This window comes from Streptomyces sp. NPDC038707, from assembly GCF_040636485.1.
Lineage (GTDB): Bacteria > Actinomycetota > Actinomycetes > Streptomycetales > Streptomycetaceae > Streptomyces.
This window is the reverse complement of the sequence record NZ_JBEZUP010000035.1, coordinates 46,064-69,509: the sequence shown is the minus strand read 5'-3', so window position 1 is coordinate 69,509 and position 23,446 is coordinate 46,064. Positions and strand designations below refer to the sequence as shown.

General features: G+C 71.4%; 8 protein-coding genes (1 of these 8 only partly in view). 4 read left to right on the top strand and 4 right to left on the bottom strand.

Features of this window, described 5'->3' with window-relative positions:
• Positions 1–581 precede the first annotated feature (581 nt).
• Positions 582–4,115 carry a BTAD domain-containing putative transcriptional regulator gene (locus tag AB0E62_RS32710; RefSeq protein WP_362202098.1) on the bottom strand — a complete coding sequence of 1,178 codons (3,534 nt, stop codon included), beginning with the start codon at positions 4,113–4,115 and terminating at the stop codon, positions 582–584.
• 1,826 nt (positions 4,116–5,941) lie between these two features.
• Between AB0E62_RS32710 and AB0E62_RS32705 the strand changes: the two genes are divergently transcribed.
• Both AB0E62_RS32705 and AB0E62_RS32700 read left to right on the top strand, forming a co-directional pair.
• Positions 5,942–7,588, top strand: coding sequence for a GMC oxidoreductase (locus tag AB0E62_RS32705; protein ID WP_362202095.1), 1,647 nt, complete (start codon positions 5,942–5,944; stop codon positions 7,586–7,588).
• 261 nt (positions 7,589–7,849) lie between these two features.
• On the top strand, positions 7,850–8,542 hold the full coding sequence (locus AB0E62_RS32700; RefSeq protein WP_362202092.1) for a LuxR C-terminal-related transcriptional regulator: 693 nt from the start codon (positions 7,850–7,852) through the stop codon (positions 8,540–8,542).
• Positions 8,543–8,643: 101 nt separating this feature from the next.
• Here the strand turns inward: AB0E62_RS32700 and AB0E62_RS32695 are convergent, their stop codons facing one another.
• Complete coding sequence (locus AB0E62_RS32695; RefSeq protein ID WP_362202089.1) at positions 8,644–9,258, bottom strand: LuxR C-terminal-related transcriptional regulator; 615 nt, start codon at positions 9,256–9,258, stop codon at positions 8,644–8,646.
• 469 nt (positions 9,259–9,727) lie between these two features.
• On the opposite strand from AB0E62_RS32695, the gene AB0E62_RS32690 reads away from it, so the two are divergent.
• On the top strand, positions 9,728–10,888 hold the full coding sequence (locus tag AB0E62_RS32690) for a cytochrome P450 (RefSeq protein ID WP_362202086.1): 1,161 nt from the start codon (positions 9,728–9,730) through the stop codon (positions 10,886–10,888).
• A 255-nt stretch (positions 10,889–11,143) separates the two neighbouring features.
• Here the strand turns inward: AB0E62_RS32690 and AB0E62_RS32685 are convergent, their stop codons facing one another.
• A complete protein-coding gene (locus AB0E62_RS32685; RefSeq protein WP_362202083.1) occupies positions 11,144–13,021 on the bottom strand; it encodes an ABC transporter ATP-binding protein in 1,878 nt (625 codons plus the stop codon).
• Positions 13,018–14,754 carry an ABC transporter ATP-binding protein gene (locus AB0E62_RS32680; RefSeq protein WP_362202080.1) on the bottom strand — a complete coding sequence of 579 codons (1,737 nt, stop codon included), beginning with the start codon at positions 14,752–14,754 and terminating at the stop codon, positions 13,018–13,020. The genes AB0E62_RS32685 and AB0E62_RS32680 overlap by 4 nt, the downstream gene beginning before the upstream one ends.
• A 196-nt stretch (positions 14,755–14,950) precedes the next feature.
• On the opposite strand from AB0E62_RS32680, the gene AB0E62_RS32675 reads away from it, so the two are divergent.
• Positions 14,951–23,446 carry the beginning of a type I polyketide synthase gene (locus AB0E62_RS32675; RefSeq protein ID WP_362202131.1) on the top strand. It continues 19,254 nt past the right edge of the window, so the window shows 8,496 of its 27,750 coding nt (coding positions 1–8,496); its start codon is at positions 14,951–14,953; its stop codon lies off the right edge, out of view.

Below are 23,446 nucleotides of genomic sequence, written 5' to 3'. Positions count from 1 at the left end.
GCCCGGCGAGCCGCATGACGCGACGTGGGCCCGGCCGGCATCCGTTCCGCGCAGCCGGGCCTCGGTGGACTGCCGATTGGTCGAGCTGGAGGCGAAGCGTGCGATCGTCCGCGAGCCGGGCCGTACCTGGGGGGCTCGTATTCCATGACCGGCACCGGCCGCTCTCACCGGGAGGAGACTGCGCGGGACACCGAGGCACGCGGCAGCGGTATCTGCCGGGCGCCCGAGCGCTCCACGAGGCGCGCCGCCGGGACACCACCGAAGCGGTCACCGGAGCGATCGACGGCACCGTGCGCCGGCCGTATCCCGGCGCGGTGATGAACGGCTCCAGCAGCTCGATGCCGCTGCCGGCAGGTGGACGACGACCGACTGCTGCACAAGCGAGGTGCTGCTCCGAATGAAGTGGACGGGGGTCGACTGGCAGGGTGGGCGTGCGGGCTCGTGGCCGACGGCAAGCTGTCTGTACGGCCCTCGCAGCCGCGGTGACCCGAGGACGGAACAGTGCCGCGGCGCCCCGTCAGCGCCGCGGCACCCCCGTACAGGGCCCGCCCGTCACCTGGGTCCGCGACCGTGGTGGTGTCTCACGGGGACGGGGAACCAGTCGGGTCGGGCCAGTCGTCGGCACCCGGGCCCAGCAGTTCGTGGAGCAGCGGGGTCGCGGGCAGCGCCGGGTGGAGGTACACACGCTCACGGCGTTGTCCGACAACGGCCAGCATCGTCCGGAAGGTGCTCCTCGCCTCCTCGGTCCGCCCGCTGCGCAACTGCGCCTCGCCCAGCAGGCCCAGGTGGAGAGGGTGACGCAAGTACGTCCCTGATCGGCCCAGTTCGGCCAGCGAGGTGTGCATGAGGGCGAGGCCCTCGTCGTGGTCTCCCGCGTGCGCCAGGCCCCACCCCTTGACGACACCCAGCATCGCCTCCCAGTAGAGCAGTCCGTGCTCGCCCGCAACGCGGACACCCTCGTCGCTCGAGGCGAGCGCGGTGCGGGTGTCACCCTCCCAAGCCGCCACGACCCCGTCCACGTACAGTGCGAAGGAGCGGTCGGACGGCCTGCTCCCGTACTCGGTGATGCTCAGGAGCTCACTTCGGCGCGCACCGGCGGTCTGCCGGTTTCCGAGGAGCCAGTGGGTGAAGGTGTCGTAGGACCGGCAGGAGACGCGCGGGTCGTGCTGGAAGGTACGTGCCAGCGCATGCCCCTCGTCGGCCAGACGGTCCGCCATGCTGACGCAGCGCTCCAGTTCGGCGAGCGCCTGCGGCAGCATTCCGCGCACATGCAGCACGATGCCTTCGCCGTACGCCGCACCGAGCGACGCCACGGGCTCCCGGGTCCCGCGCGAGATGTCTCGCAGCAGGCCGGAGAACTGCCGCGAGGCGTCGTAACGGCCGGTGACCAGGTGCGCCGCGCACAGCGCCCAGAGCACCGACGGGTCCTCGGGGTCCTGAGCGGCCGTGCGCAGGGCGCGACCGCGTGTCAGGGCCGTCTCGGCCTCGCGGTGGCCGTAGCCGCGCGTGGTGGCGAGTATCTGGCCGAGCTCGATGTGCAGCTTCTGCTCCAGCCGCACCGTGGCGGGATCGTCCGGCGGCAGGAAGCCGATCAGGTGATGCGCACGCCGCAGCCACATCTCCACCTGTTCGTACGCCACGGACTGCTCGGCGTGCTCCGCGGCGAGCAGCAGCCGGGGCAGCACCTGGGCGGCGGGCAGTGCGCTCTTGGCATGCCAGCTGTGATGCGCCATCCGCTCGATCTCCTCGTCGCCCCCCTGTCCGCGCCGGCGTGCGCGCAGTGCGTCGACGATCCTGGCGTGCAGGCGGTGGCGGTCCGCACGGGGCAGTTGGTCGACGAGTGTCTCCCGGACCAGGGCGTGAGCGAAGTGCAGCCGCCCCGGATCATGCGGGTCCTCCTCGAGCAGACCGGCACGCAGGGCCGATTCGAGACCGGCGACGACCGGTTCATCAGGCGTGGCGGTCCGGTTCAGCAGGTCGGTGTCCACCTCGGCGCCGATGACCGCGCACAGCCGGAGCAACCGCAGCACCGGCTCGGGCAGCGCGGCGAACCGCTGGTGCATCGCCTCGCGTATACCGGTGGGAATGTGGACCAGGAGCGCGTCGGCCGCGTCCGGGCGGCGGAGGCTGCGCGCATCGCCCACGAGGGAGAGCAACTGCATCACGAAGTACGGGTTGCCCGCGCTTCGCCGGTGCAGCACCTCGACGACCTTCGGGTCCACACCGGGCCCCGCATGTGCCTCGACGAGAGCGGCGACGGCGTCCGGGGAGAGTCCGCACAGCCGCAGCGTCTCGGTCCTGGGGCCGCGTAACACCTCGGAGACCATCCGGCGCAGCGTCGCGTCCGACTCGGCCTCGAACTCCCGGGCCGTGAAGACGATCCCGAGCGGACGGCCCTGGCACCGGGTGCGTAACAGCCTGAGCAGGTCGAGGGAGGCGGTGTCCGCCCATTGCAGGTCTTCGAGCAGCAGCACGAGCGGGCGTTGCCCGGCCAGGTCGAGCAGCACCTCGCAGACCGCGTCATGGGCGAGGAAGCGGGCCTGGGGCCCGTAGGAGGACAAGCTCGGGCCGGCGGTCCGGGCCGCCGACCGTTCGGGCATGAGCGGGCCGAGCAGGGTGTCGTACGGCCGCGTCGCTTCGCGGAAGGCATCCGGCCGGGTGGCGGACAGTCGTCGCAGAACCTGGGTCCACAGCCAGTGGGCGGGAACGCCCTCGCCGGGGAAGCAGTGGCTCCAGACGACCTCCGGCCCGGCGTCCTTCTCCTGCGTCGCCATGCTCTCCAGGCGTGCGGCGAGTTCGAGCAGCAGGCGGGTCTTCCCGACTCCCGGGGGACCGAGGACGCCGGCCACATGGCCGTGGCCCACGGCCGCGCCTGCGGCGGCGGTCGTCAGCCGGTCGAGTTCCTGGCCGCGGCCGGTGAACGGCGAAGGGGCAGCCGTCCACCCCTGCTCGGTCTCCGGGGGTCTGTCGGCTCTCGGGGCGGTCGCCGGCCCGTGCGCCGGCCGGGACAATGCCCGCCGCCGGGCTGTCCCGTCCTGCGCGCCGGCGTTGGCCACCCGCGCCTTCGGCCGCACATCGGCTCGCGTGTTCGGGCGCGCGCTGGTCCCCGTGGCCCCGGCGCGGCCGACGGTCGCGACCGAGCCGGCTGTCGCGTGGGCGCCGACGGTTGCCACCGCCGCGCCGTGCCCGCGAGCCGTGACGGCCGGGCCGCCGTCCCAGCCGTCGGAGTCTGCGGAGTCCGACGGCGCGCCATCAGCGGTCTCTTTCGTCAGGGGTGACACAGATGATGCGGCGATGGACATGAGTGGTGCGGGAGTCAGCTTCTCGAACGGGGTGTCCACTCCTGGTCTCTGGCGCAGGATCATGTCTCTGACCTGGCGCAGTTCGGCCGCGGTGTCCACACCGAACTCCTCGACCAGATGGCTGCGCGTCCGCTCGTACACCTCCAGCGCCTCGGCCTGCCGGCCGAGTCGGGACAGTGCTGTCATGAGGTGGCCGACCAGTCGCTCCCGTGTGGGATGACGGCGTGCTTCCCCGTCCAGATCGGCGGCGACCTCTTCGGCCGCGCCGAGAGCCAGCCGCGCCTCCGCGCAGGACTCCACGGCGGTGAGCCGGATCTGTTCGAGTCGGGCGCACTCGTCGCTGAGCGGCGGATTGCTGTCGAACTCCGCGTACGGCGAGCCGCGCCACAGCCTGAGGGCCTCGGTCAGCCGGGCCTCCGCGGTATGCGGATCGCTCTGCTCCAGCAGCCGCCGTCCGTCGGTGACCAGACGCTCGAAGCGGCAGGCGTCGACGTGCTCGGGGTCGAGATCGAGGACGTAACCGGGCGTCCTGTGACGCAGCACCGAGAGGTGACCCGTTCCCGCCGCCGTGTGCAAGGCCCGGCGCAGATGGGAGACATGGCTCTGCAGGGTGGCAACGGCGTGACGGGGTACCTCGTCACCCCACAGTTCCTCGACGAGCAGTTCGGTGGGCACCACGCGGCCGAGACGGATGATCAGCAGGGCGAGCAGCGTCCGCCGGCGCGGCGGGCCGAGTGGGAGGTCGAGCCCGTTGAGCTGCCCGGACATGGGCCCCAGAACGCTCAGGAAGAACTCGGTCTGGCCAGTGGTCACGGGTGACCCGTTCGCGGTCGGAGGTACGGGCATGACGGTTCCCATCGGTCCTTTCGGTGGGCCCGGATCTTCCGCAGGGAAGGGTCGGGCTCTGCCGGGCGGTCATCAGCTTTGGTCGGAGCTGTATCCAGCGGGCGAGAGCGGTGAGGGGGCGGTGAGGTGCTGTTGCGTCAGGCCGTGTCGCGGGTTGGTCCGGCGCGGAGGATCCTGTCCTGGACGACGGGTACCCCCTCGGACCCGGTTCCGGTCGGCGGTCTCACCGTCGATCCACGCGGAAGGCCGTCCAGCTGCCCGGCCGGGGAGGGACGGGCCCTCCAGCGCGCTTCGCCCCTCCGGAGAGTGAGGCGAGGTCCGACTGCGTTGCGGGGGAGCGGGTTCAGCGTGGAACTGATCACGATGGCACCGTAATGGTGTTGTCGGCGTCCGTAACAGGTGGTCATTACGCGTGCATGGGTGCTAACCAGCCGATACACGGCGGTACTCCGGGGGCTCGTCGTTCGGGGAACCGGAGGCACGGGAGGCCGCGGTCCGGGTGCGGCGCGAGACGGGGGCCCGCGTGGCGGCTGACGCGCCGGGCGGCCCCGGAATCACCGCCGGGCCGGACACACCCGCCCGCACGGCGCGAGGTGCGAGCCCGCCGACGTCTGCGCCGCCTGCCTCAACGGCGCCTTCGGCCGACTCCGATGCGGCGCCACCGCGGAGCCATTTCCTGAATCCGGAGCCGGAGCCGGAGCCGAATCCACACCTCTCGTGGCAGGGGGAAGGGGCCTCCCCGCAGCGATTCCCTCGATCGGCAAGCGAACGGCAGGTACAGGGCAAGTTCTCGGCAAGGGGCCCGTGAAACGCCGACGGGTGACGGCAAGGGGGCACCAGCGAATCGTCCAGGACTCCGCAAGGTAGGTGGCGCACGATATTCCGGCGTCTGGAGATACTGCTGGTCCAGGGCCGATGACGCCCCTGCTGACGGTCTCGACGACCGCCCGCCAGCCTTCGGATCGATCTCGCGCTCACGTTTCCGACAGGGAGCCCTTTCTTGCTGAGTCCAGCACTTGCAGCTGCGGGCCTGTGCATGATAAGTCGCGATACTACACTGACCGTTCAGCAGGGAAACCGGGAATTCATCGGTTCGTCCGAGAACGTATACGGCCGCGATTTCCGCGACCTGCCGCACCCGAGCGTGCAGCAGTCGTCGGTGCGTCGGTTCCCCGCAACACTGCAAGGCAGGCACCAGCAGTACGTCGTGCCCGTCACCGCCGTGTGGTCCGGCGGGAAGTCCGCCTCCACCGTCTTCCTCACCGAGGCCGGCGGCGTGCGGTGGCCTGTCCGACAGGACCAGGACACCGGTCGTGATGCCCATGGCCGGGGGCGGCGAGGGGGCACGTGTGCCGCCCGAACGCGAGAGGACCCTCCGCGATGGACGCGCGCATCATCGAGGGCATCGCCGCCGGCTGCTTCAGCCGGCAGGGCGTCGAGTGCCATGTGATCTGCCTGCCGCGGACGCTGCTCCCGCCCGACCGTGTCGCGCCGGCCACCCGTCGGCGCGGGCACCGGGCGGGACGGCTCGGGACACCGACCTCGTGGAGGCCGGGCCGAGCGGGCTCGGTCACCCGGTGCGCGGAAGAAAGTGCGAGGTACGGCGTGCTCGCGGGCCGCGCAGCGCTCACGGGTGTCTCAGGGGCGTGCGCCGGGCCGAGCGAGTGCCCGATGCGGATGTAGGAGACTGCCGTCGCACCGAGTCCGCCCAGTCCCCAGGCCGTGCCGCTCCGGCCGGCTCTCCGATTCGTCTTTCCTTCCCCTGCCCACGAAGCTCAGGAGCACAGCACAGCATGAACGCACATCAGCCCCTGTCCCGCCGCCGCATGCTCGGCCTCGCCGCCTTGGGCGCCGCCGCGATCGCAGGGCACACCACGATCACCGCGGCCCCCAGGGCGGCCGCTGCCACCGAGTCCGGTGTATCCGGCGAAACGTTCGTCCCCGCTGTCGTGGTCGGCACCGGGTACGGCGCGGCCGTCTCCGCCCTGCGGCTCGGCGAGGCGGGAATCTCCACCCTGATGCTGGAGATGGGCCAGTTGTGGAACCAGCCCGGCCCTGACGGCAAAATATTCTGCGGGACACTCGCGCCCGACAAGCGTTCCAGCTGGTTCAAGACCCGCACCGAGGCCCCGCTCGGCTCCTTCCTGTGGCTCGACCTCGCCAACCGGGACATCGAGCCCTACGCGGGTGTGCTGGACCGGGTCAACTTCGACCAGATGTCCGTGTACGTAGGACGCGGTGTCGGCGGCGGTTCGCTCGTCAACGGCGGCATGGCGGTCACGCCCCGGCGCTCGTACTTCGAGGAGGTGCTGCCCCAGGTCGACGCCGATGAGATGTACAGCACGTACTTCCCGCGCGCGAACTCCGGCCTGCGGGTGAAAAACATCGACAAGGCATGGTTCGAGCAGACCGAGTGGTACGAGTACGCGCGCGTCGGGCGCGACCAGGCCGCTAAAGCGGGGCTGAGCACCACCTTCGTGCCCAACGTCTACGACTGGGACTACATGCGCCGTGAGGCGGACGGCTCGGTGCCCAAATCCGCGCTGGCCGCCGAGGTCATCTACGGCAACAACCACGGCAAGGTCTCACTCGACAAGAGCTACCTGGCGGACGCCCTGGGCACCGGCAAGGTCGCCATCGAGACCCTGCACCAGGTCAGGACGATCCGTCAGCGGAACGACGGAACGTATCTGCTGACCGTCGAGCAGAAGGACGCCCAGGGCGGCCTGATCGGGACCAAGGAGATCTCCTGCCGGCACCTCTTCCTCGGCGCCGGCAGCCTCGGCTCGACCGAACTGCTGCTGCGCGCCCGGGAGACCGGCACGCTCGCGAACCTCAGCTCGGAGATCGGTCGTGGCTGGGGCCCCAACGGCAACATCATGACCGCCCGCGCCAACCACGTGTGGAATCCCACGGGCAGCAACCAGTCGTCGATCCCCGCCCTCGGCATCGACGACTGGGAGAACCCGGACAGTCCCGTCTTCGCCGAGATCGCCCCCATGCCGGCCGGCCTGGAGACCTGGGTCAGCCTCTACCTGGCCATCACCAAGAACCCGGAGCGCGGCACCTTCGTCTACGACGCCGCCAAGGACCGGGCGGACCTGCGCTGGACCCGGGAGCAGAACGCGCCCGCGGTCGCTGCCGCGAAATCGCTGTTCGACCGCATCAACGAAGCGAACAGCACCATCTACCGGTATGACCTCTTCGGCCCGCAGATCAAGGCCTTCGCCGACGACTTCTGCTACCACCCGCTCGGCGGCTGCGTCCTCGGCAAGGCCACCGACAACTACGGCCGCGTCACCGGATACAAGAACCTCTACGTGACCGACGGCTCGCTCATCCCCGGCAGCATCGGCGTCAACCCGTTCGTGACCATCACGGCGCTGGCGGAGCGGAACGTCGAGCGCATCATCAAGGAGGACGTCGTCACGGGCTCCTGACGAGCGGCGGGCGGGGCCACTCCGTGCCCCGCCTCCCCCTTCATCCGACAAACGCCCCGCGACGGTGGGCGGACGAACCAGAACCGAGAAGAGGACATCGCGTGAACGCCCCCTTCAGCGACAACGGCCTGTGGACCCGCAGGCTCCCCCCGCGCCCCGGCGCCCGTGTCCGGTCGCGGGAAGTGATCTCTCAGCCGACCGCACCAGAGCACGAGCGCCATCGGGCAGCGCCGTGATGCCTTCGACGGGAGTGGCGTTACCGTGATCGACAACTCTTGTGGCACGACAGCGGCCCATGCCTCGTACATCGCGGCGAAACAGAGGTCGGAGTACGATGAGATATTCCGGCTGATGTTCGATCAGTCCGGGCTCTGCATGGCGACGCTGGATCGTGCTCTGTGTCTGCGTGAGGCCAACATTGATTTCCTCGCGCAGTTCGACCGGAATCCCCAGGACAGTTACGGTCGTCCGTTCCTGGCGCTGCTGCATCCGACGGTACGGAGATCCATAGGCCGTGATCTGGCCCTGCTCGGCGCCGGTGAACGTGACCGTGCCGGCGGAAAGATAATCGCGGTCAGACAGGACGGAGCGCTGCTGTTCGGTGAGCTGATCGCCGTCTCGGTGGTCAGGTCGGACGGTGAAGTCGATGCCATTCTGGTGCTGGTGGGCCAGACTTCCCGGGTCGGCAAGGCCCAGGCGATCGTTCAGCGTGGAGTGCTGCTCACTCCGATGGATGCCAAGATTTTGGAGGGCGTCGCCGCCGGGATGTCCACGGGCAGGCTGGCGGCCGTTCTGCACATGAGCCGAGGCGGGGTGGAGTACCGGATAACGGCTCTGCTGCGCAGGTTCAAGGCCATCAACCGGACCGAGTTGGCCTCCAAAGCCTACTCCATGGGCGTCTTGAACGCGGAGAGCTGGCCACCCATCGTGCAATCGACGTACGTGCAGAACTGAGGGGCCGACAAGGAACGGAACCGCCCGTAATGATCTGCCGGGCGGTTCCGTTCCTGTTTGTCCCGGGTCAGTCTGACGGCGCATCCCGGCGTCCGGTCACATCAACGGCATTTGACGTGTTCTGGCTGAACCCGGGGCGGCCAAGTGCCGCTGTTGAGGATGCCTATCGTGTAGGCGCGGGAGACCAGGGCCGGCCGGTTGGGAACGCCCAGCTTTCGGAGCATGGCGCTGATGTGGTACTCGATGCCTTTGCAGCTCAGGTGCAGATGGCCGGCCAACTGCACGGTGGAGGCACCGGCGGCGACCCTCTCGAGGATCTTGGCCTCCATCTCGCTCAGCAGAGTGGACCGGGCACCGTCCTGCGGGCATTCGGCGGGCGGGGAGGCGGCCTGGAGCAGCACGAGCAGCGGGCTGCTGGTGCGGGCGTCGGCGCGCATTCGCAGCGCCGTCAGACTGCCCCCCACGGCATGGTCCGGGCGCGGGACCTTGACGTATTCGGTGAAGCGGCCGGTGCGGCCGAGGCGGAGCTGATCGAAGCTGACCTGCAACTGGGACCGGCTGTCGGGGTGTAAGAGGTCGGCGAACGCGATGTCTCTGACCTCGGAGGTGCTGCGGTCGAGCAGGGCGAGCATGGCATCGTTGGCCTGCCGGATGCGGCTGCGCGAGTCCAGGGCCGCCATCCCGACTCCGGAGCGCTCGAACAGGGAATGGAACATGGCCCCCGACCGGGGCGGTGTGCCTTGGCGCGACACAGAGCGACGCATATCAGTGTGGGAGCGCTCCGTCGGACGATCTATTGCATCGTGCATGATGTCCCTCGTAAAAGGTTTCAGGCGACTGCGCTGGAGGCTCGTCAACGTTGACTGGTGCCGCTCGCCGCTCTTCTGTCAGTTGGTTGCCGTCCTGAATTGTGTCAGGACGTCCTGAACCACCCGGGCTTCAGTTTCGATGGAACCCCTGCGGCGTTGCCTGCGCTGTAACACCGATGAAACGGCATACGTCATTTACCGCTTGCGCTGAAGGCTAGTTGGGTATTCATCCATGGTACAACTCGACGTGACTGGTGTCACGGATTCCTGCGGATGTCATCGCATCGTCCGGGATCCGGCTGTCTAGGGATTTCCGGCTGACGGTGCCGTGAGACTGTCCGGTGCTACCGGCCTTCACGCGGAGAGGACGCGAGCCATGAACATGGCCGAAGACAATATTCCCTCGATGGCGTCCCTGACCGCGCCGCTGCTCGGTGTCAACGAGAAACTGCGGGCGATGCAGGCGGAACGGCCGATCTGGAAGGTCCGGACCTACACCGGCGACGAGGCCTGGCTGGTCATGGGCGCTCCGGAGATCAAGCGGCTGCTCGTCGACCGGAGGCTGGGCCGCTCGCACCCCGACCCGAGCAGCGCACCGAAATATGCGCCGAGTCCGGTGTTCGAGCAGATCATGACCGAATTCGAACGCCATGCCGAGCTCCGGGCGCTGCTCACACCGTACTTCTCGCGCGCATCCATGCGGGCGATCCAGCCGAAGGTCGAAGCGACCGTGGCGGAACTGGTCGACAAGATGCTGGCGGGCGAACGGCCGGCGGAGCTGCAGAAGGTGCTGGCACGGCCGTTGGCCATGCGCGTACTGTGCGAGCTCGTCGGCATCCCCGTGGCTGACGAGGAGCTGGTCGGCGACCTTCTGCACCGGATGGCCGGCCTCGGTGCGGGTGACGGCGACGCCACCCTCGACACCTATCTCGCCGGGATCGCGGCACAACGGCGGGTCGAACCGCGCGACGACATGATCTCCGGGCTGGTCGCCGCGGGACAGACCGATGAGCGGGTGGCGACGCTGGTCGCGATGCTGCTGTTCGCCGGCGGCGAGAGCGTCGCCACGCACATCGGGTTCGGCGTGGCTCGGCTGGCCACCGATGACGCGCTGCGGGAGGCGGTGCTCCAGGGCCCCGCGTTGGTCGAGCCGGCGGTCGAGGAGATGCTGCGCACCGCGAGTCACGGTGGCGGGGCCCAACCCCATTACGCCAACGCGGACATCGAGATCGCAGGGGTGACCATTCGGGCCGGAGACCTCGTGCTGCCGGACTTCGCGCTGGCCAACTTCGACGCGCGGGCCTTCGAGGCCCCGGAGGTCGTGGACATCACGCGCAGCCCGAACCAGCATCTGGCGTTCGCGCACGGGATCTGGCATTGCCTCGGTGCGCCGCTGGCCCGGATGGAGCTGCGGACCGTCTACACGACGCTGTTCGAGCGGGCGCCCTCCATCCGGCTCGCGGTGCCGCTCGACGAGCTCAACCGCGAGGCCGACCGCTTGTTCTCGACCATGCCCGAGCTCAAGATCACCTGGTGAGGCCAGGTCCGGGGCGGAGACACCGCCCCGGCGGGCACCCTCGACGGTACCCGTCGGCCAAGAAGCCGTGACGTGCGCAGGCGCCGCCGTTCCTCGCGGTGAGCACGGGCGTGCCCTCCCGGGCAGCGTGCCGATGTCGGTCTGCTCGATGACCGTCTCGGACTGCCGGAAGGGCACGCCTTCGTGTGTCCTGCCCTGTGTGACCTCGTGAGTGACCGTTGGATCACCTGGCGGAACCGCTGCGGTGCGGCCTCATCAGGGCGTGGTGACGAACTGAGAGGTGTACAGGTCGGTATAGGCGCCGCCGGCGGCGAGGAGCTCGTCGTGCGTGCCCTGCTCGACGATCCGGCCCCGGTGCATGACGAGGATCAGGTCCGCGTCGCGGATGGTGGAGAGCCGGTGCGCGATCACGAAGCTGGTGCGGCCCCGGCGCAGCCGCGCCATCGCCTTCTGCACCAGCAGTTCGCTGCGGGTGTCGACCGAACTGGTCGCTTCGTCGAGGATCAGCACGGACGGAGCGGCGAGGAACGCCCGCGCCACCGTGATGAGTTGTTTCTCGCCGACGCTGATGCCCGCCGCCTCGTCGAGCACCGTGTCGTAACCGTTCGGCAGCGTCTTCACGAAGTGGTCCACGCGCATCGCCCTGGCCGCGGCCACGATCTCCTCGCGCGTCGCGCCCGGGCGCCCGTACGCGATGTTCTCCGCCACCGTCCCCTCGAACAGCCACGTGTCCTGGAGCACCAGGCCGGTGCGTGAGCGGAGATCCTCGCGGCGCATCGCCGCGATGTCCACGCCGTCGAGCAGGATCCGCCCGGAGTCGGGCTCGTAGAAGCGCATCAGGAGGTTGCCGAGTGTCGTCTTGCCCGCGCCGGTCGGTCCCACGATCGCGACCGTCGTCCCCGGCGGCACCGAAAGGGAGAAGTCCTCGATCAGCGGGCGGTCCGGCCGGTAGCGGAAGCTGACGTCCCGGAACTCCACGTGGCCGGACACGGTGGCGAGCGTGGCCGGGTCGGCCGAGTCGGCCGGCTGCTCGTCGGCGTCGAGCAGGGCGAAGACGCGTTCGGCCGAGGCCAGGCCGGACTGGAACTTGCCGACCACCGCTCCGATCTGGCCGGCCTGGTTGCCGAACTGGCTGGTGTACTGCAGGAACGCCTGCACCTCACCGATGGACAGCGCGCCCGAGGCGACCCGCAACATGCCGATGACGGCCACGGCGACGTAGTTCAGGTTCGACACGAAGCTCAGCGCGGGTTCGATGGTCGCCGCGAAGAACTGCGCGGCCGAGCCCGCCTGGTACGCCTTCTCGTTGTGCCTGTCGAACTCCGCCTCGCTGTGGGCCTGCCGCCCGAACACCCGGACAAGGGTGTGTCCGGTGTACATGTCCTCGACGTGTGTGGCCAGGGCTCCGGTGGCGGCCCATTGCTCGGCGAACCGCGGCCGTGCCCGGGCACTCAGCTTCGCCGCGAGCACGGCGCACACCGGAAGGCTCAGCAGCAGCAGAGCCGCCAGCAGCGGAGAGATCACGAACATCACGGCGGTGAGGCCGGTCGCGTACAGTACGGCGGTGCCCAGCTGGCTGAACGTCTGCTGGAGCACCTGCTGCAGATTGTCGACGTCGTTGGTGACGCGGCCCAGGAGCTCGCCGCGCGGCTGACCGTCGAAGTAGCCGAGCGGCAGCCGGGCCAGTTTCGCCTCCGCCCGGGTCCGTACGTCCCGGGTGACCGCCTGCACGACGTTCGCCGCGATGCGCTCCTGCACGAAGTTGGCGGCCGACCCGGCCGCGTACAAGGCCAGCACCAGCGACAGTACCGACGCCACCGCCGCGAGGTCGATGCCGTGACCGGGTACGAAGTCGACCGTGTCGTACACGGATGCGAGGGTGCCGTGGCCCTCCGTGCGAAGCCGGGCCAGTGCCTGTTCCTTCGTCAGCCCGGCCGGCAGAGACTCGCCGGCCACGCCGGCGACGATCAGGTTCGTGGCGTGGCCGAGGCAGAGCGGGGCGATGATGTTCACCACGACACCGGCGAGACTCACCAGGAAGGTCGCGACGAGGACCGTCCGGTGCGGGCGCATCAGCCGCGCGATCGCCCGCAGCGCCCCCTTCGGGTCGGCGGCCTGCTGCTTCTCGGTCATACCGCTTCCTCCGCGTTGTCGAGCTGTGAGCGCACGATCTCCTGGTACGTCCCGTTCTCCGTCAGCAGTTGATCGTGTGTGCCCCGGCCGACCACGCGGCCGTCCTCCAGCACGAGGATCAGGTCGGCGTGCCGGATGGTGCCCACCCGTTGCGCGACGATCACCACTGCCGCGTCGGCGAGTTCCGGCGCCAGAGCGCTGCGCACCGCCAGATCCGTCGCGGCGTCCAGGCCGGAGAAACAGTCGTCGAAGAGGTAGATCCCGGGCCGTCGCAACAGGGTCCGGGCGAGGGCGAGCCGCTGACGCTGCCCGCCCGAGACGTTGGTGCCGCCCTGGGTGATCTCCGCCTGCAGGCCGCCCGGCATCGCCGCCACGAACTCGCGGGCCTGGGTGATCCCGAGGACGTGCCAGAGATCCGCGTCGGTGGCGTTCTCGTTGCCCCAGCGCAGGTTGGACGCGACTGTTCCGGCGAACAGGTAAGGCTGCTGCGCGACCAGACCAACCGCGAGACTCCGGGCGTCGTCGTCCAGATCACGCACGTCGACCCCGTCCACGAGCACCGTCCCGGTCGTGGCGTCGAACAGCCGCAGTACCAGGTTCAGCAGGGTGGTCTTGCCGCTCCCGGTACCGCCGATCACCGCAACGGTCCGGCCGGGCTCGACGATCAGGTCGATGCCGTGCAGGAACGGTTCCTCCGCGCCGGGGTAACGGAACCCGACGCCGCGCAGTTCCAGGTGTCCCGGCCGCGGCCGGTCCGCGATCGGCCGGGAGGACGTGGCCATCTCCGGTGCGGTGTCGAGCACGTCACGGATGCGCCGCGCGGCGGCCGCCGCCCTCGGGACCGTGAGCATGACGTACATGGCGATGACCATCGAGGTCAGCACCAGGACGATGTAGCCGAGGAACGCGCTCAGCGCTCCGACCTGGAGAGCGCCCGACGCGATCCGCTTCGCGCCGATCCATGCCACCACCACGGTGAACCCGTTGCCCAGCAGCCACACCAACGGGAACATGCCGGCCGCGAGTCGGCGCACCCTGCGGGTCAGCAGGAACATCTCGGTGTTCACCGCCCCGAACCGCTCCTGCTCGTGCGTGTCCCGCACGAACGCGCGCACCACGCGCACGCCGGTGATCTGCTCGCGGAACAACCGGCTCATGTTGTCCATGGCGCCCTGGATGCGGTCGTACAGCCGGCTCATCCGGACCAGGATCACCGATACCACGACCGTCGTCACCGGAATGAGCACGATCACGACCAGCGCCAGCGGCACGTCCTGGCGCAGCGCGAGCACCACACTCACCACACACATGATCGGCGCGGTGATGATGCTGCTCAGTCCGTCGGACGTGAGGGTCTGGACCTGCTGCACGTCGTTGAGTGTCCTGGTGGCCAGCGAGGACGTACCGAAGCGGCCCACGTCGTGCGCGGAGAATCGCTGCACGTGACGGAACATCGCCGACCTCAGGTCGCGGCCGACCGCGGTGGCGGCGCGCGCGGCGAAGTACTCGGCTCCGAGCCGCGCGGCGAGTTGGACCACGACGACCAGCAGCATCGCCGCGCCCAGCCAGACGATTCCCCGCAGCGACCCCACGAGCAGCCCCCGGTCGATGACCTGTGCGCTCAGCGTGGGGAGCATGAGGAGCGCGAGCGTCTGCACGATCTGCAGGGCGACGGTCAGCGCGACCCAGGTCCGGTAAGGGCGAAGGCATGTCCTGAGCAGTCGTAAGAGCACGCGGTACTCCGGGAGTCGGGAGTGGCTGACCGCCGGGCGCGTGCGTCCGGCGCGGGCAGCGTCACCCGACCCGGATCGGTAATTCCCTAGTGCCCCCGAACATTCTTCCGTCCCGACACTAGGAAATTCCGGCTGCTCCGAGATCGACACTGCACGAGGGTGTCCGCGAGTGAATGGAACCGACATGGATCGTGCGATGGGCAACGAGCAGCGCCTTCGGGACTACCTGAAGCGGGCGACCGTCGACCTTCGACGCACCCGGCAGAAGGTGCAGGAACTGGAGGAGGCGGCGTCCGAGCCCATTGCCATCGTCGGCATGGGCTGCCGTTACCCCGGTGACGTGCGCGGCCCCGAGGACCTGTGGGCGATGCTGGAGCGCGGTGGCCACGGCGTGACCGACTTCCCGGCCGACCGGGGCTGGGACCCGGAGGCACTGGGCACGTCCTCGACGCTGTCCGGTGGATTCCTGCACGACGCCACCACGTTCGACGCGGACTTCTTCGGGATCTCACCGCGCGAGGCGTTGTCCATGGACCCGCAGCAGCGGGTGCTGCTGGAGACGACCTGGGACGCGCTGGAGCGCGCGGGCATCGACCCGACCGGCCTGAGGGGCAGTCAGACCGGCGTGTTCGTGGGCGCCATGCCGCAGGAGTACCGGGTCGGCCCGGCCGACAACATCGACGGTTTCCGGCTGACCGGCAACACCTCCAGCGTGATCTCGGGCCGTCTGTCGTACTGCTTCGGCCTGGTCGGTCCGGCCGTCACCGTGGACACCGCGTGCTCCTCCTCGCTGGTGGCGCTGCACCTGGCGGCCCAGTCGCTCCGGGCGGGGGAGTGCGACCTGGCGCTGGCCGGCGGTGTCACCGTCATGTCGAGCCCGCTCACCTTCGTCGAGTTCTCCAAACAGGGCGGTCTCGCCGCCGACGGACACTGCCGTTCCTTCGCCGAGTCCGCGTCCGGCACCGGCTGGGCCGAGGGCGTCGGCGTGCTCGTGCTGGAGAAGCTGTCCGACGCACGGCGCAACGGCCACCGGATCCTCGCCGTCGTACGCGGCTCGGCCGTCAACCAGGACGGCGCGTCCAACGGCCTGACCGCCCCCAACGGGCCCTCACAGGTCCGTGTCATCGAGCAGGCCCTGCTCAACGCGCGGCTCTCCGCCGACCAGATCGACGTGGTGGAGGCGCACGGCACCGGCACCACGCTCGGGGACCCGGTCGAGGCGGAGGCGCTGCTCGCCACCTACGGCCGCAACCGCCCCGCCGACCGTCCGCTGCTGCTCGGCTCGGTGAAGTCCAACATCAGCCACACGCAGGCCGCCGCCGGTGTGGCCGGCGTCATCAAGCTGGTGCTGGCGATGCGGCACGGGATGCTGCCCAGGACACTGCACGTGGACGCGCCGACGTCCCACGTCGACTGGTCCAGCGGGGCGCTGGCGCTCGCGACCGAGAACACGCCGTGGCCCGCGGAGGCGGACCGTCCACGACGCGCCGCCGTCTCCTCGTTCGGCCTGAGCGGCACGAACGCGCACGCCATCATCGAGCAGGCGCCCGCCGACGCGGACGAGGCGCCCGCCGACGCGGACGAGGCGCCCGCCGACGCGGACGAGGCGCCCGCCGGTGACATCGCGGCCGGCGCGGTGCCGCTGGTGGTGTCCGCGCGCACCCGTGACGCTCTCACGGAACAGGCCGCGCGCCTGCTGTCCACGGTGGACTCCGACGCCCTGGCCGACACGGCCTTCTCGCTCGCGACCACCCGGGCCGCGTTCGAGCACCGCGCCGCCGTCGTGGCGAGTGATCACGAGCAGGCCCGGGCCGCGCTGGCGGCGCTGGCCGCCGGCGAGACGCCGGCCGGACTCGTCTCGGGTGTCACACGGGGCAAACCCAAGCTGGCCGTGGTGTTCACCGGCCAGGGCGCGCAGCGCGTCGGCATGGGCCGCGAGCTGTACGACCGCTTCCCGGTGTTCGCGACCGCGCTGGACGAGGCGTGCGCGGCGCTGGACGTCCACCTCGACCGCCCGCTGCGCGAGGTGATGTGGGCCAGCACGGCGCGCACCCTCAACCGCACCGAATACGCCCAGCCGGCGCTGTTCGCCGTCGAGGTGGCGCTCTACCGGCTGGTGGAGTCGTGGGGAGTCAAGCCGGACTACCTCGCGGGGCACTCCATCGGCGAGCTGACCGCCGCGCACGTGGCCGGTGTCCTCGACCTGACCGCGGCGGCGGCTCTCGTGGCGGCACGCGGGCGGCTGATGCAGGCGCTGCCCGCCGGCGGCGTGATGACGTCCGTGCGGGCGTCCGAGGCCGAGGTCGCGCCACTAGTGTCGGAACATGCCGACACCGTGTCGATCGCGGCCGTGAACGGCGCGCGATCGGTGGTCGTCGCGGGCGAGGCCGACGCGGTCGCCGAGATCGAGGCGGCACTGGTCGAGCGCGGGCACAAGCCGAAGCGGCTGCGCGTGTCGCACGCGTTCCACTCACCGCTGATGACCCCGATGCTGGACGCCTTCCGCGCGGTCGCCGAGGGCCTGGTGTTCCGCGAGCCGCTGCTGCCGGTCGTGTCGACCGTGACCGGCGAGCAGGCGACCGTCGAGCAGCTCACCGACACGGACTACTGGACCGACCACGTGCGCCGTCCGGTGCGGTTCCACGACACTGTCGGCTGGCTGCGCGAGCACGGAGTCGGCGCGTTCCTGGAGCTGGGCCCGGACGGAGTGCTCACCGCGATGGTGCGGGAGGACTTCCCGGACGCCGACGCGCTCGCGACGCTGCGCGGGGCGCAGCCCGAGGGCGCCGCCCTCGCGTCCGCGGCCGCGGGTCTGCACGCGCTCGGTGTCCCGCTGCGCTGGGCCGACTACTTCGCCGGCACCGGCGCCCGCCGCGTCGACCTGCCGACGTACGCCTTCCAGCGCCGCCGCTACTGGCCGCGTGACGCCTCCGCCTCCCTGGGCGACCTGCGCGCCGCCGGCCTCGGCTCGGCCAACCATCCCCTCCTGGCCGCTGCCGCGTCCCTGGCGGACTCGGACGGCGTGCTGCTCACCGGCCGGCTCTCGGTGGCGTCACACGCATGGCTCGCCGACCATGCCGTCCGCGGCACGGCCGTGCTGCCCGGCACCGCGCTGCTCGAACTCGCGGTGCGTGCCGGGGACGAGGTCGGCTGCGGCCGGATCGAGGAGCTGACGCTCGCCGCACCGCTGGTGCTGCCCGGCCAGGGCGGTGTGCAGGTGCAGCTGTGGATCGGCAGCCCGGACGCCCGCGGCCACCGCACCCTCACGATGTACTCGCGGCCCGACGCGGGCGACGCCTCCGACCCGGGCGAGGACCGCCCGTGGACCCGGCACGCCGACGGCGTGCTGGCCCCCGGCGAGCAGGTCGCCTCGTCCGACTCCCCCGTGTGGCCCCCGGCCGGGGCGGAGGCGGTCGGCCTGGACGGGTTCTACGAGCGCGCGGCCGAGGCCGGGCTGGAGTACGGACCGGCGTTCCGCGGCCTCGCCGCCGCCTGGCGGGTCGGCTCGGACGGCACGGTCGCCGCCGAGGTCGAGCTGTCCGAGGGCGTCGCGGTCGAGGCATCGTCCTTCGGCATGCATCCGGCGCTGCTGGACGCCGCCCTGCACGCGGTCGCCTTCACCGGTCTCGGCGACGGCACCGCCATGCTGCCGTTCTCGTGGGAGGGCGTGCGCCTGCACGCCACCGGCGCGACGGCGGCCCGCGTGCTGCTCGCACCGCTCGGCGATTCCGCTGTGTCGATCGAGGTCACGGACGCCGCCGGCGCGCCGCTCATGTCGGTGGCTTCCCTGGCGCTACGGCGTCTCGGGGACGAGCGCCTGACCGCCGAGCCAGGCAGGGACGCGCTGTTCCGTCTGGACTGGGTTCCGGTGTCCGGCGGACCGGTGCCCGCGACCGTCGCGGTCCTGGGGCCGGACGCCCCCGTGCTGCCCGGCGTGGAGGTGCTGGTCGCCGCCGGTGTCGCCGACCTGCCCGGCACGGTGCCGCCGATCGTGCTGGCGCCGGTGCCGGCGGGCACGGGTGACCCGGTCGCCGACGCGCACGCGAACGCGGCCTGGGCCATGGGCCTCGCACAGGACTGGCTCGCGGACGAGCGCTGCGGCGGCTCCCGTCTGCTGTTCCTCACGCGCAACGGCGTGGCCGTGCGGCCCGGGGACACGGTCGACCCGGCCCAGGCGGCCGTGTGGGGCTTCGCGCGCGCGGCCGAGGCGGAGAACCCCGGACTGTTCGGCGCGATCGACGGTCTCTCGGGCCCGGCCCTCGGTACGGGCGAGCCGCAGACGGCGGTGCGGGACGGCGAGGTGTTCGCCGCCCGCCTCGCCCGAGTGCAGGCCGCCGACAACGATGCCGTCGACTGGGGTGACGGTGCCGTCCTGGTCACCGGCGGTACGAGCGGCCTCGGTGCCCTGGTGGCGCGGCACCTCGCCGAGCACCATGGCGTGCGCCACCTGATCCTGGCCAGCCGTCGGGGCGGTGCCGCGGAGGGCGCGGCCGAGACGGCAGCCCGGATCACCGAGCTGGGTGCGCGGGTGACGTTCGCCGCCGTGGACGCGGCCGACCCGGAAGCGCTGGCCGCCGCGCTCGCCGTCGAGGCGCCCGTCACGGGCATCGTGCACGCCGCCGGCATCCTCGACGACGGCGTCCTGCCCTCCCTGACGGCCGACCGGATCGACGCGGTGCTGCGGCCGAAGGCCGACGCAGCCTGGAACCTGCACGAACTGGCCGGCGACGTCTCGGCGTTCGTGGTGTTCTCCTCGGTCGCGGGCGTGGTGGGCGCGGCGGCGCAGACGGCCTACGCGGCCGGCAACGCCTTTCTCGACGCACTGGTCACGAAGCGGCGCTCGGAGGGCCTGCCGGGAGTGTCGCTGGCCTGGGGGCCGTGGACGCGGGAGACGGGCATGACCCGCTCCCTCGGCGCGTCCGGCCTGCGCCGCCTGGCCCGCACCGGCACGTTGCCGCTGTCCGTCGACGACGGTCTGGCGCTGTTCGACACGGCGGTCGCCGGCCCCGACGCCGTGGCCGTCCCGGTGCGGCTCGACCTGCCTGCGCTGCGCGCCCGTGACGAGGTGCCGCCCGTGCTGCGCGGGCTCGTCCGGCCCCGGGCCCGGCGCGGCACGGCGGCGAGCGCCGCCGCGAGCGGCCTGGCGCAGCGGCTCACGCGGCTGAGCGCCGTCGAGCGCGCCGACACCGTGCTGGAGCTGGTACGGGCGCAGGTGGCGTCCGTACTGGGCCACACCGGCACCGATCGTGTCGACGCCGACCGGACCTTCGCCGACCTCGGCTTCGACTCCCTGACAGCCGTTGAGCTGCGCGGTCAGCTCGCGGCCGCCACCGGGCTGCGGCTGCCGGCCACGCTCGTCTTCGATCACCCGACCGCCGGCGCGCTGTCCGCGTACGTGCTGGACGAACTGCTCGGCACCGAGGAGTCCGCCGACGCGGTCACCGGTCCGGCGGCTGTCACCGACGACCCGATCGTCATCGTCGGCATGTCCTGCCGCTACCCGGGCGGGGTCTCCTCGCCGGAGGACCTCTGGCGGCTGGTCAGCGAGGGTGCCGACGCGATATCGGGCTTCCCGACCAACCGCGGCTGGGACCTGGACACCCTGTTCCACCCGGATCCCGACCACATCGGCACGTCGTACGCGCGCTCCGGCGGCTTCCTGCACGACGCGGGCGAGTTCGATCCCGCCTTCTTCGGCATGAGCCCCCGCGAGGCGCTCGCCACCGACGCGCAGCAGCGCCTGCTCCTGGAGGCGTCGTGGGAGGCTGTCGAGCGGGCCGGCATCCCTCCCGTCTCGCTGCGCGGCAGCCGCACGGGCGTGTTCACCGGCGTCATGTACAGCGACTACGTCCACGCGCTCGGCGGCGGCGAGTTCGAGGGGTACCAGGGCACCGGCACGTCCCCCAGTGTGGCCTCCGGCCGGGTGTCGTACACGCTCGGTCTGGAGGGCCCGGCGGTCAGTGTCGACACGGCGTGCTCGTCCTCGCTGGTGGCGCTGCACCTGGCCGCACAGTCGCTGCGGGCGGGGGAATGCTCCCTCGCCCTCGCCGGCGGTGTGACGGTCATGTCGACCCCGACGTCGTTCCTCGAGTTCTCTCGGCAGCGTGGCCTCGCCGCCGACGGCCGGTGCAAGGCCTTCGCGGACGCCGCTGACGGCGTGGCCTGGTCCGAGGGCGTCGGCATCCTCGTGCTGGAGCGCATGTCCGACGCCCGCCGCAACGGGCACGAGATCCTTGCCGTGGTCCGCGGGTCCGCGGTGAACCAGGACGGCGCCTCGAACGGCCTGACCGCGCCGAACGGTCCGTCCCAGCAGCGGGTGATCCGGGCCGCGCTGGCGAACGCCGGCCTGTCGGCGTCCGAGGTGGACGTCGTCGAGGGGCACGGCACCGGCACGGCGCTGGGCGATCCCATCGAAGCGCAGGCGTTGCTGGCGACCTACGGCCGCGAGCGCGAGACGCCGCTGCTGCTGGGGTCGGTGAAGTCCAACATCGGCCACACCCAGGCGGCGGCGGGTGTCGCCGGGATCATCAAAATGGTGCTGGCGATGCGGCACGGAGTCGTGCCGCGCACCCTGCACGTGGACGAGCCGTCGACGCAGGTCGACTGGGCAGCCGGTGAGGTGCGGCTGCTCACCGAGGAGACTCCGTGGCCGGTCACCGGCCGGCCGCGGCGCGCGGCTGTGTCGTCGTTCGGCTTCAGCGGCACCAACGCGCACACCGTCCTGGAGGCTCCGCCCGCGGTGGTGGAGTCCGCCCCGGAGCCGGTGAACGCTCCGGGTGTCGTACCGTTGCTGGTGTCCGGGCGCGGCCGGGATGCGCTGCGGGCGCAGGCGGAGCGGCTGCTGGGGCACGTCGACTCGGCTCCTCCACTGGACCTGGCCTTCTCGCTGGCGACCACCCGTTCGCGGTTCGAGCAGCGGGCGGCGGTGATCGCACCGGATGCCGGGACACTGCGACGGGCGCTGGCCGCGCTGGCAGCCGGCCGGCCCGACCCGGCGCTGTTCGAGGGCGAGACGGTCCACGGCCGCACGGCCTTCTTGTTCGCGGGTCAGGGCGCCCAGCGGCTGGGCATGGGCCGTGAGCTGTACGCCAGGTTCCCGGTTTTCGCCGAGGCGTTCGACGCGGTGACGGGGGAGCTGGGCGAGGGCGTCCGCGAGGTGATGTGGGGCGAGGACGCGGAGGCGCTCAGCCAGACCGGCTCGGCGCAACCGGCGTTGTTCGCGCTGGAAGTGGCGCTGTTCCGGTTGGTCGAGTCCTGGGGCATACGGCCCGATTTCCTCGCCGGGCACTCGGTCGGCGAGATCGCGGCGGCGCACGTCGCCGGCGTGCTGTCGTTGAGCGACGCGGCGACGCTGGTCTCGGCGCGTGGTCGGCTCATGCAGGCACTGCCGGCCGGCGGTGGCATGACGGCGATCGAGGCCGGCGCGGACGATGTCGCCGCCGAGCTGGTCGAGGGCGTGTCCATCGCTGCGGTGAACGGTCCTCGGTCGGTCGTCGTGGCCGGTGAACTCGACGCGCTTGCCCGGATCGAGACGGTGTTCCGCGAGCGGGGCTGCCGCACGAAGGCGCTGCGGGTGTCGCACGCGTTCCACTCGCCGCTGATGGATCCGATGCTGGACGAGTTCCGGACCGTGGTCGAGAACCTGTCCTTCGGCGAGGCGCGGATTCCGGTGGTGTCCACCGTGACCGGCGCCGTCGCAGGCGACGAGCTGGCCACGCCGGAGTACTGGGTCGGGCACGTCCGGGAGGCGGTACGGTTCGCCGACGGCGTGCGGACCCTCATGGACCGTGGCGTACGCGCGTTCGTCGAACTGGGGCCGGACGGCACCCTCTCCGCGATGGTCGAGGACAACGCCGCCGATGCCGCCGCCGTCGCCATGCTGCGGGGCGACCTGGACGAGGAGCGGGCCGCCGTCACCGCGCTGGCGCGGCTCGACACGTTCTGCCTGGCCATCGACTGGGCCGCGTTCTTCGCCGGCACCGGCGCCGGCCGCGTCGACCTGCCGACCTACGCGTTCTCCCGCGAGTCCTACTGGCCCGAGGCCCGCACGGAGCGGCCCGGCGACCCCGCGGACGACCGGCTGTGGGCGGCCGTCGACGAGGGCGACGCCGCCGGGCTCGCCGAACTCCTCGGCCTCGGCGACGACCAGCGCGGCTCGCTGGACGCGTTGCTGCCCGCATTGTCGTCGTGGCACCGGGAGCGGCACGAGCGGACCAGACTCGATACCTGGCGCTACCGCGTCGAGTGGGCCCCCTTGGCGGAGCACGCGGCGACGCTGACGGGCGCCTGGCTGCTCATCGGCACGAGCGAGCACGCCGATGTCGCCGAGGCGCTGCGTGCGTACGGCGCCGAGGTCCGCACCCTGGTGGTGGCCGACAGCGATCGTGCCACGCTCGCCGCCCGGCTCGCCGAGGCCGGTGACCACACGGGTGTGGTGTGGGTGCCGCCGTCCGAGGAGGAGCCGCAGACGTTCCCGCTCGGGCTGGCCCTGACCGTCACGGTCGCACAGGCACTCGGCGACGCCGGCATCACCGCCCCCCTGTGGGTGCTCACGCGCCAAGCGGTGTCGACCGGCCCCGACGACCCGGTGACCCGCCCGTCGCACGCCGCCGTGTGGGGCCTCGGCCGCAGCATCGCGCTGGAGCACCCCGACCGCTGGGGCGGCCTGATCGATCTGCCCGCGGCGTCGCAC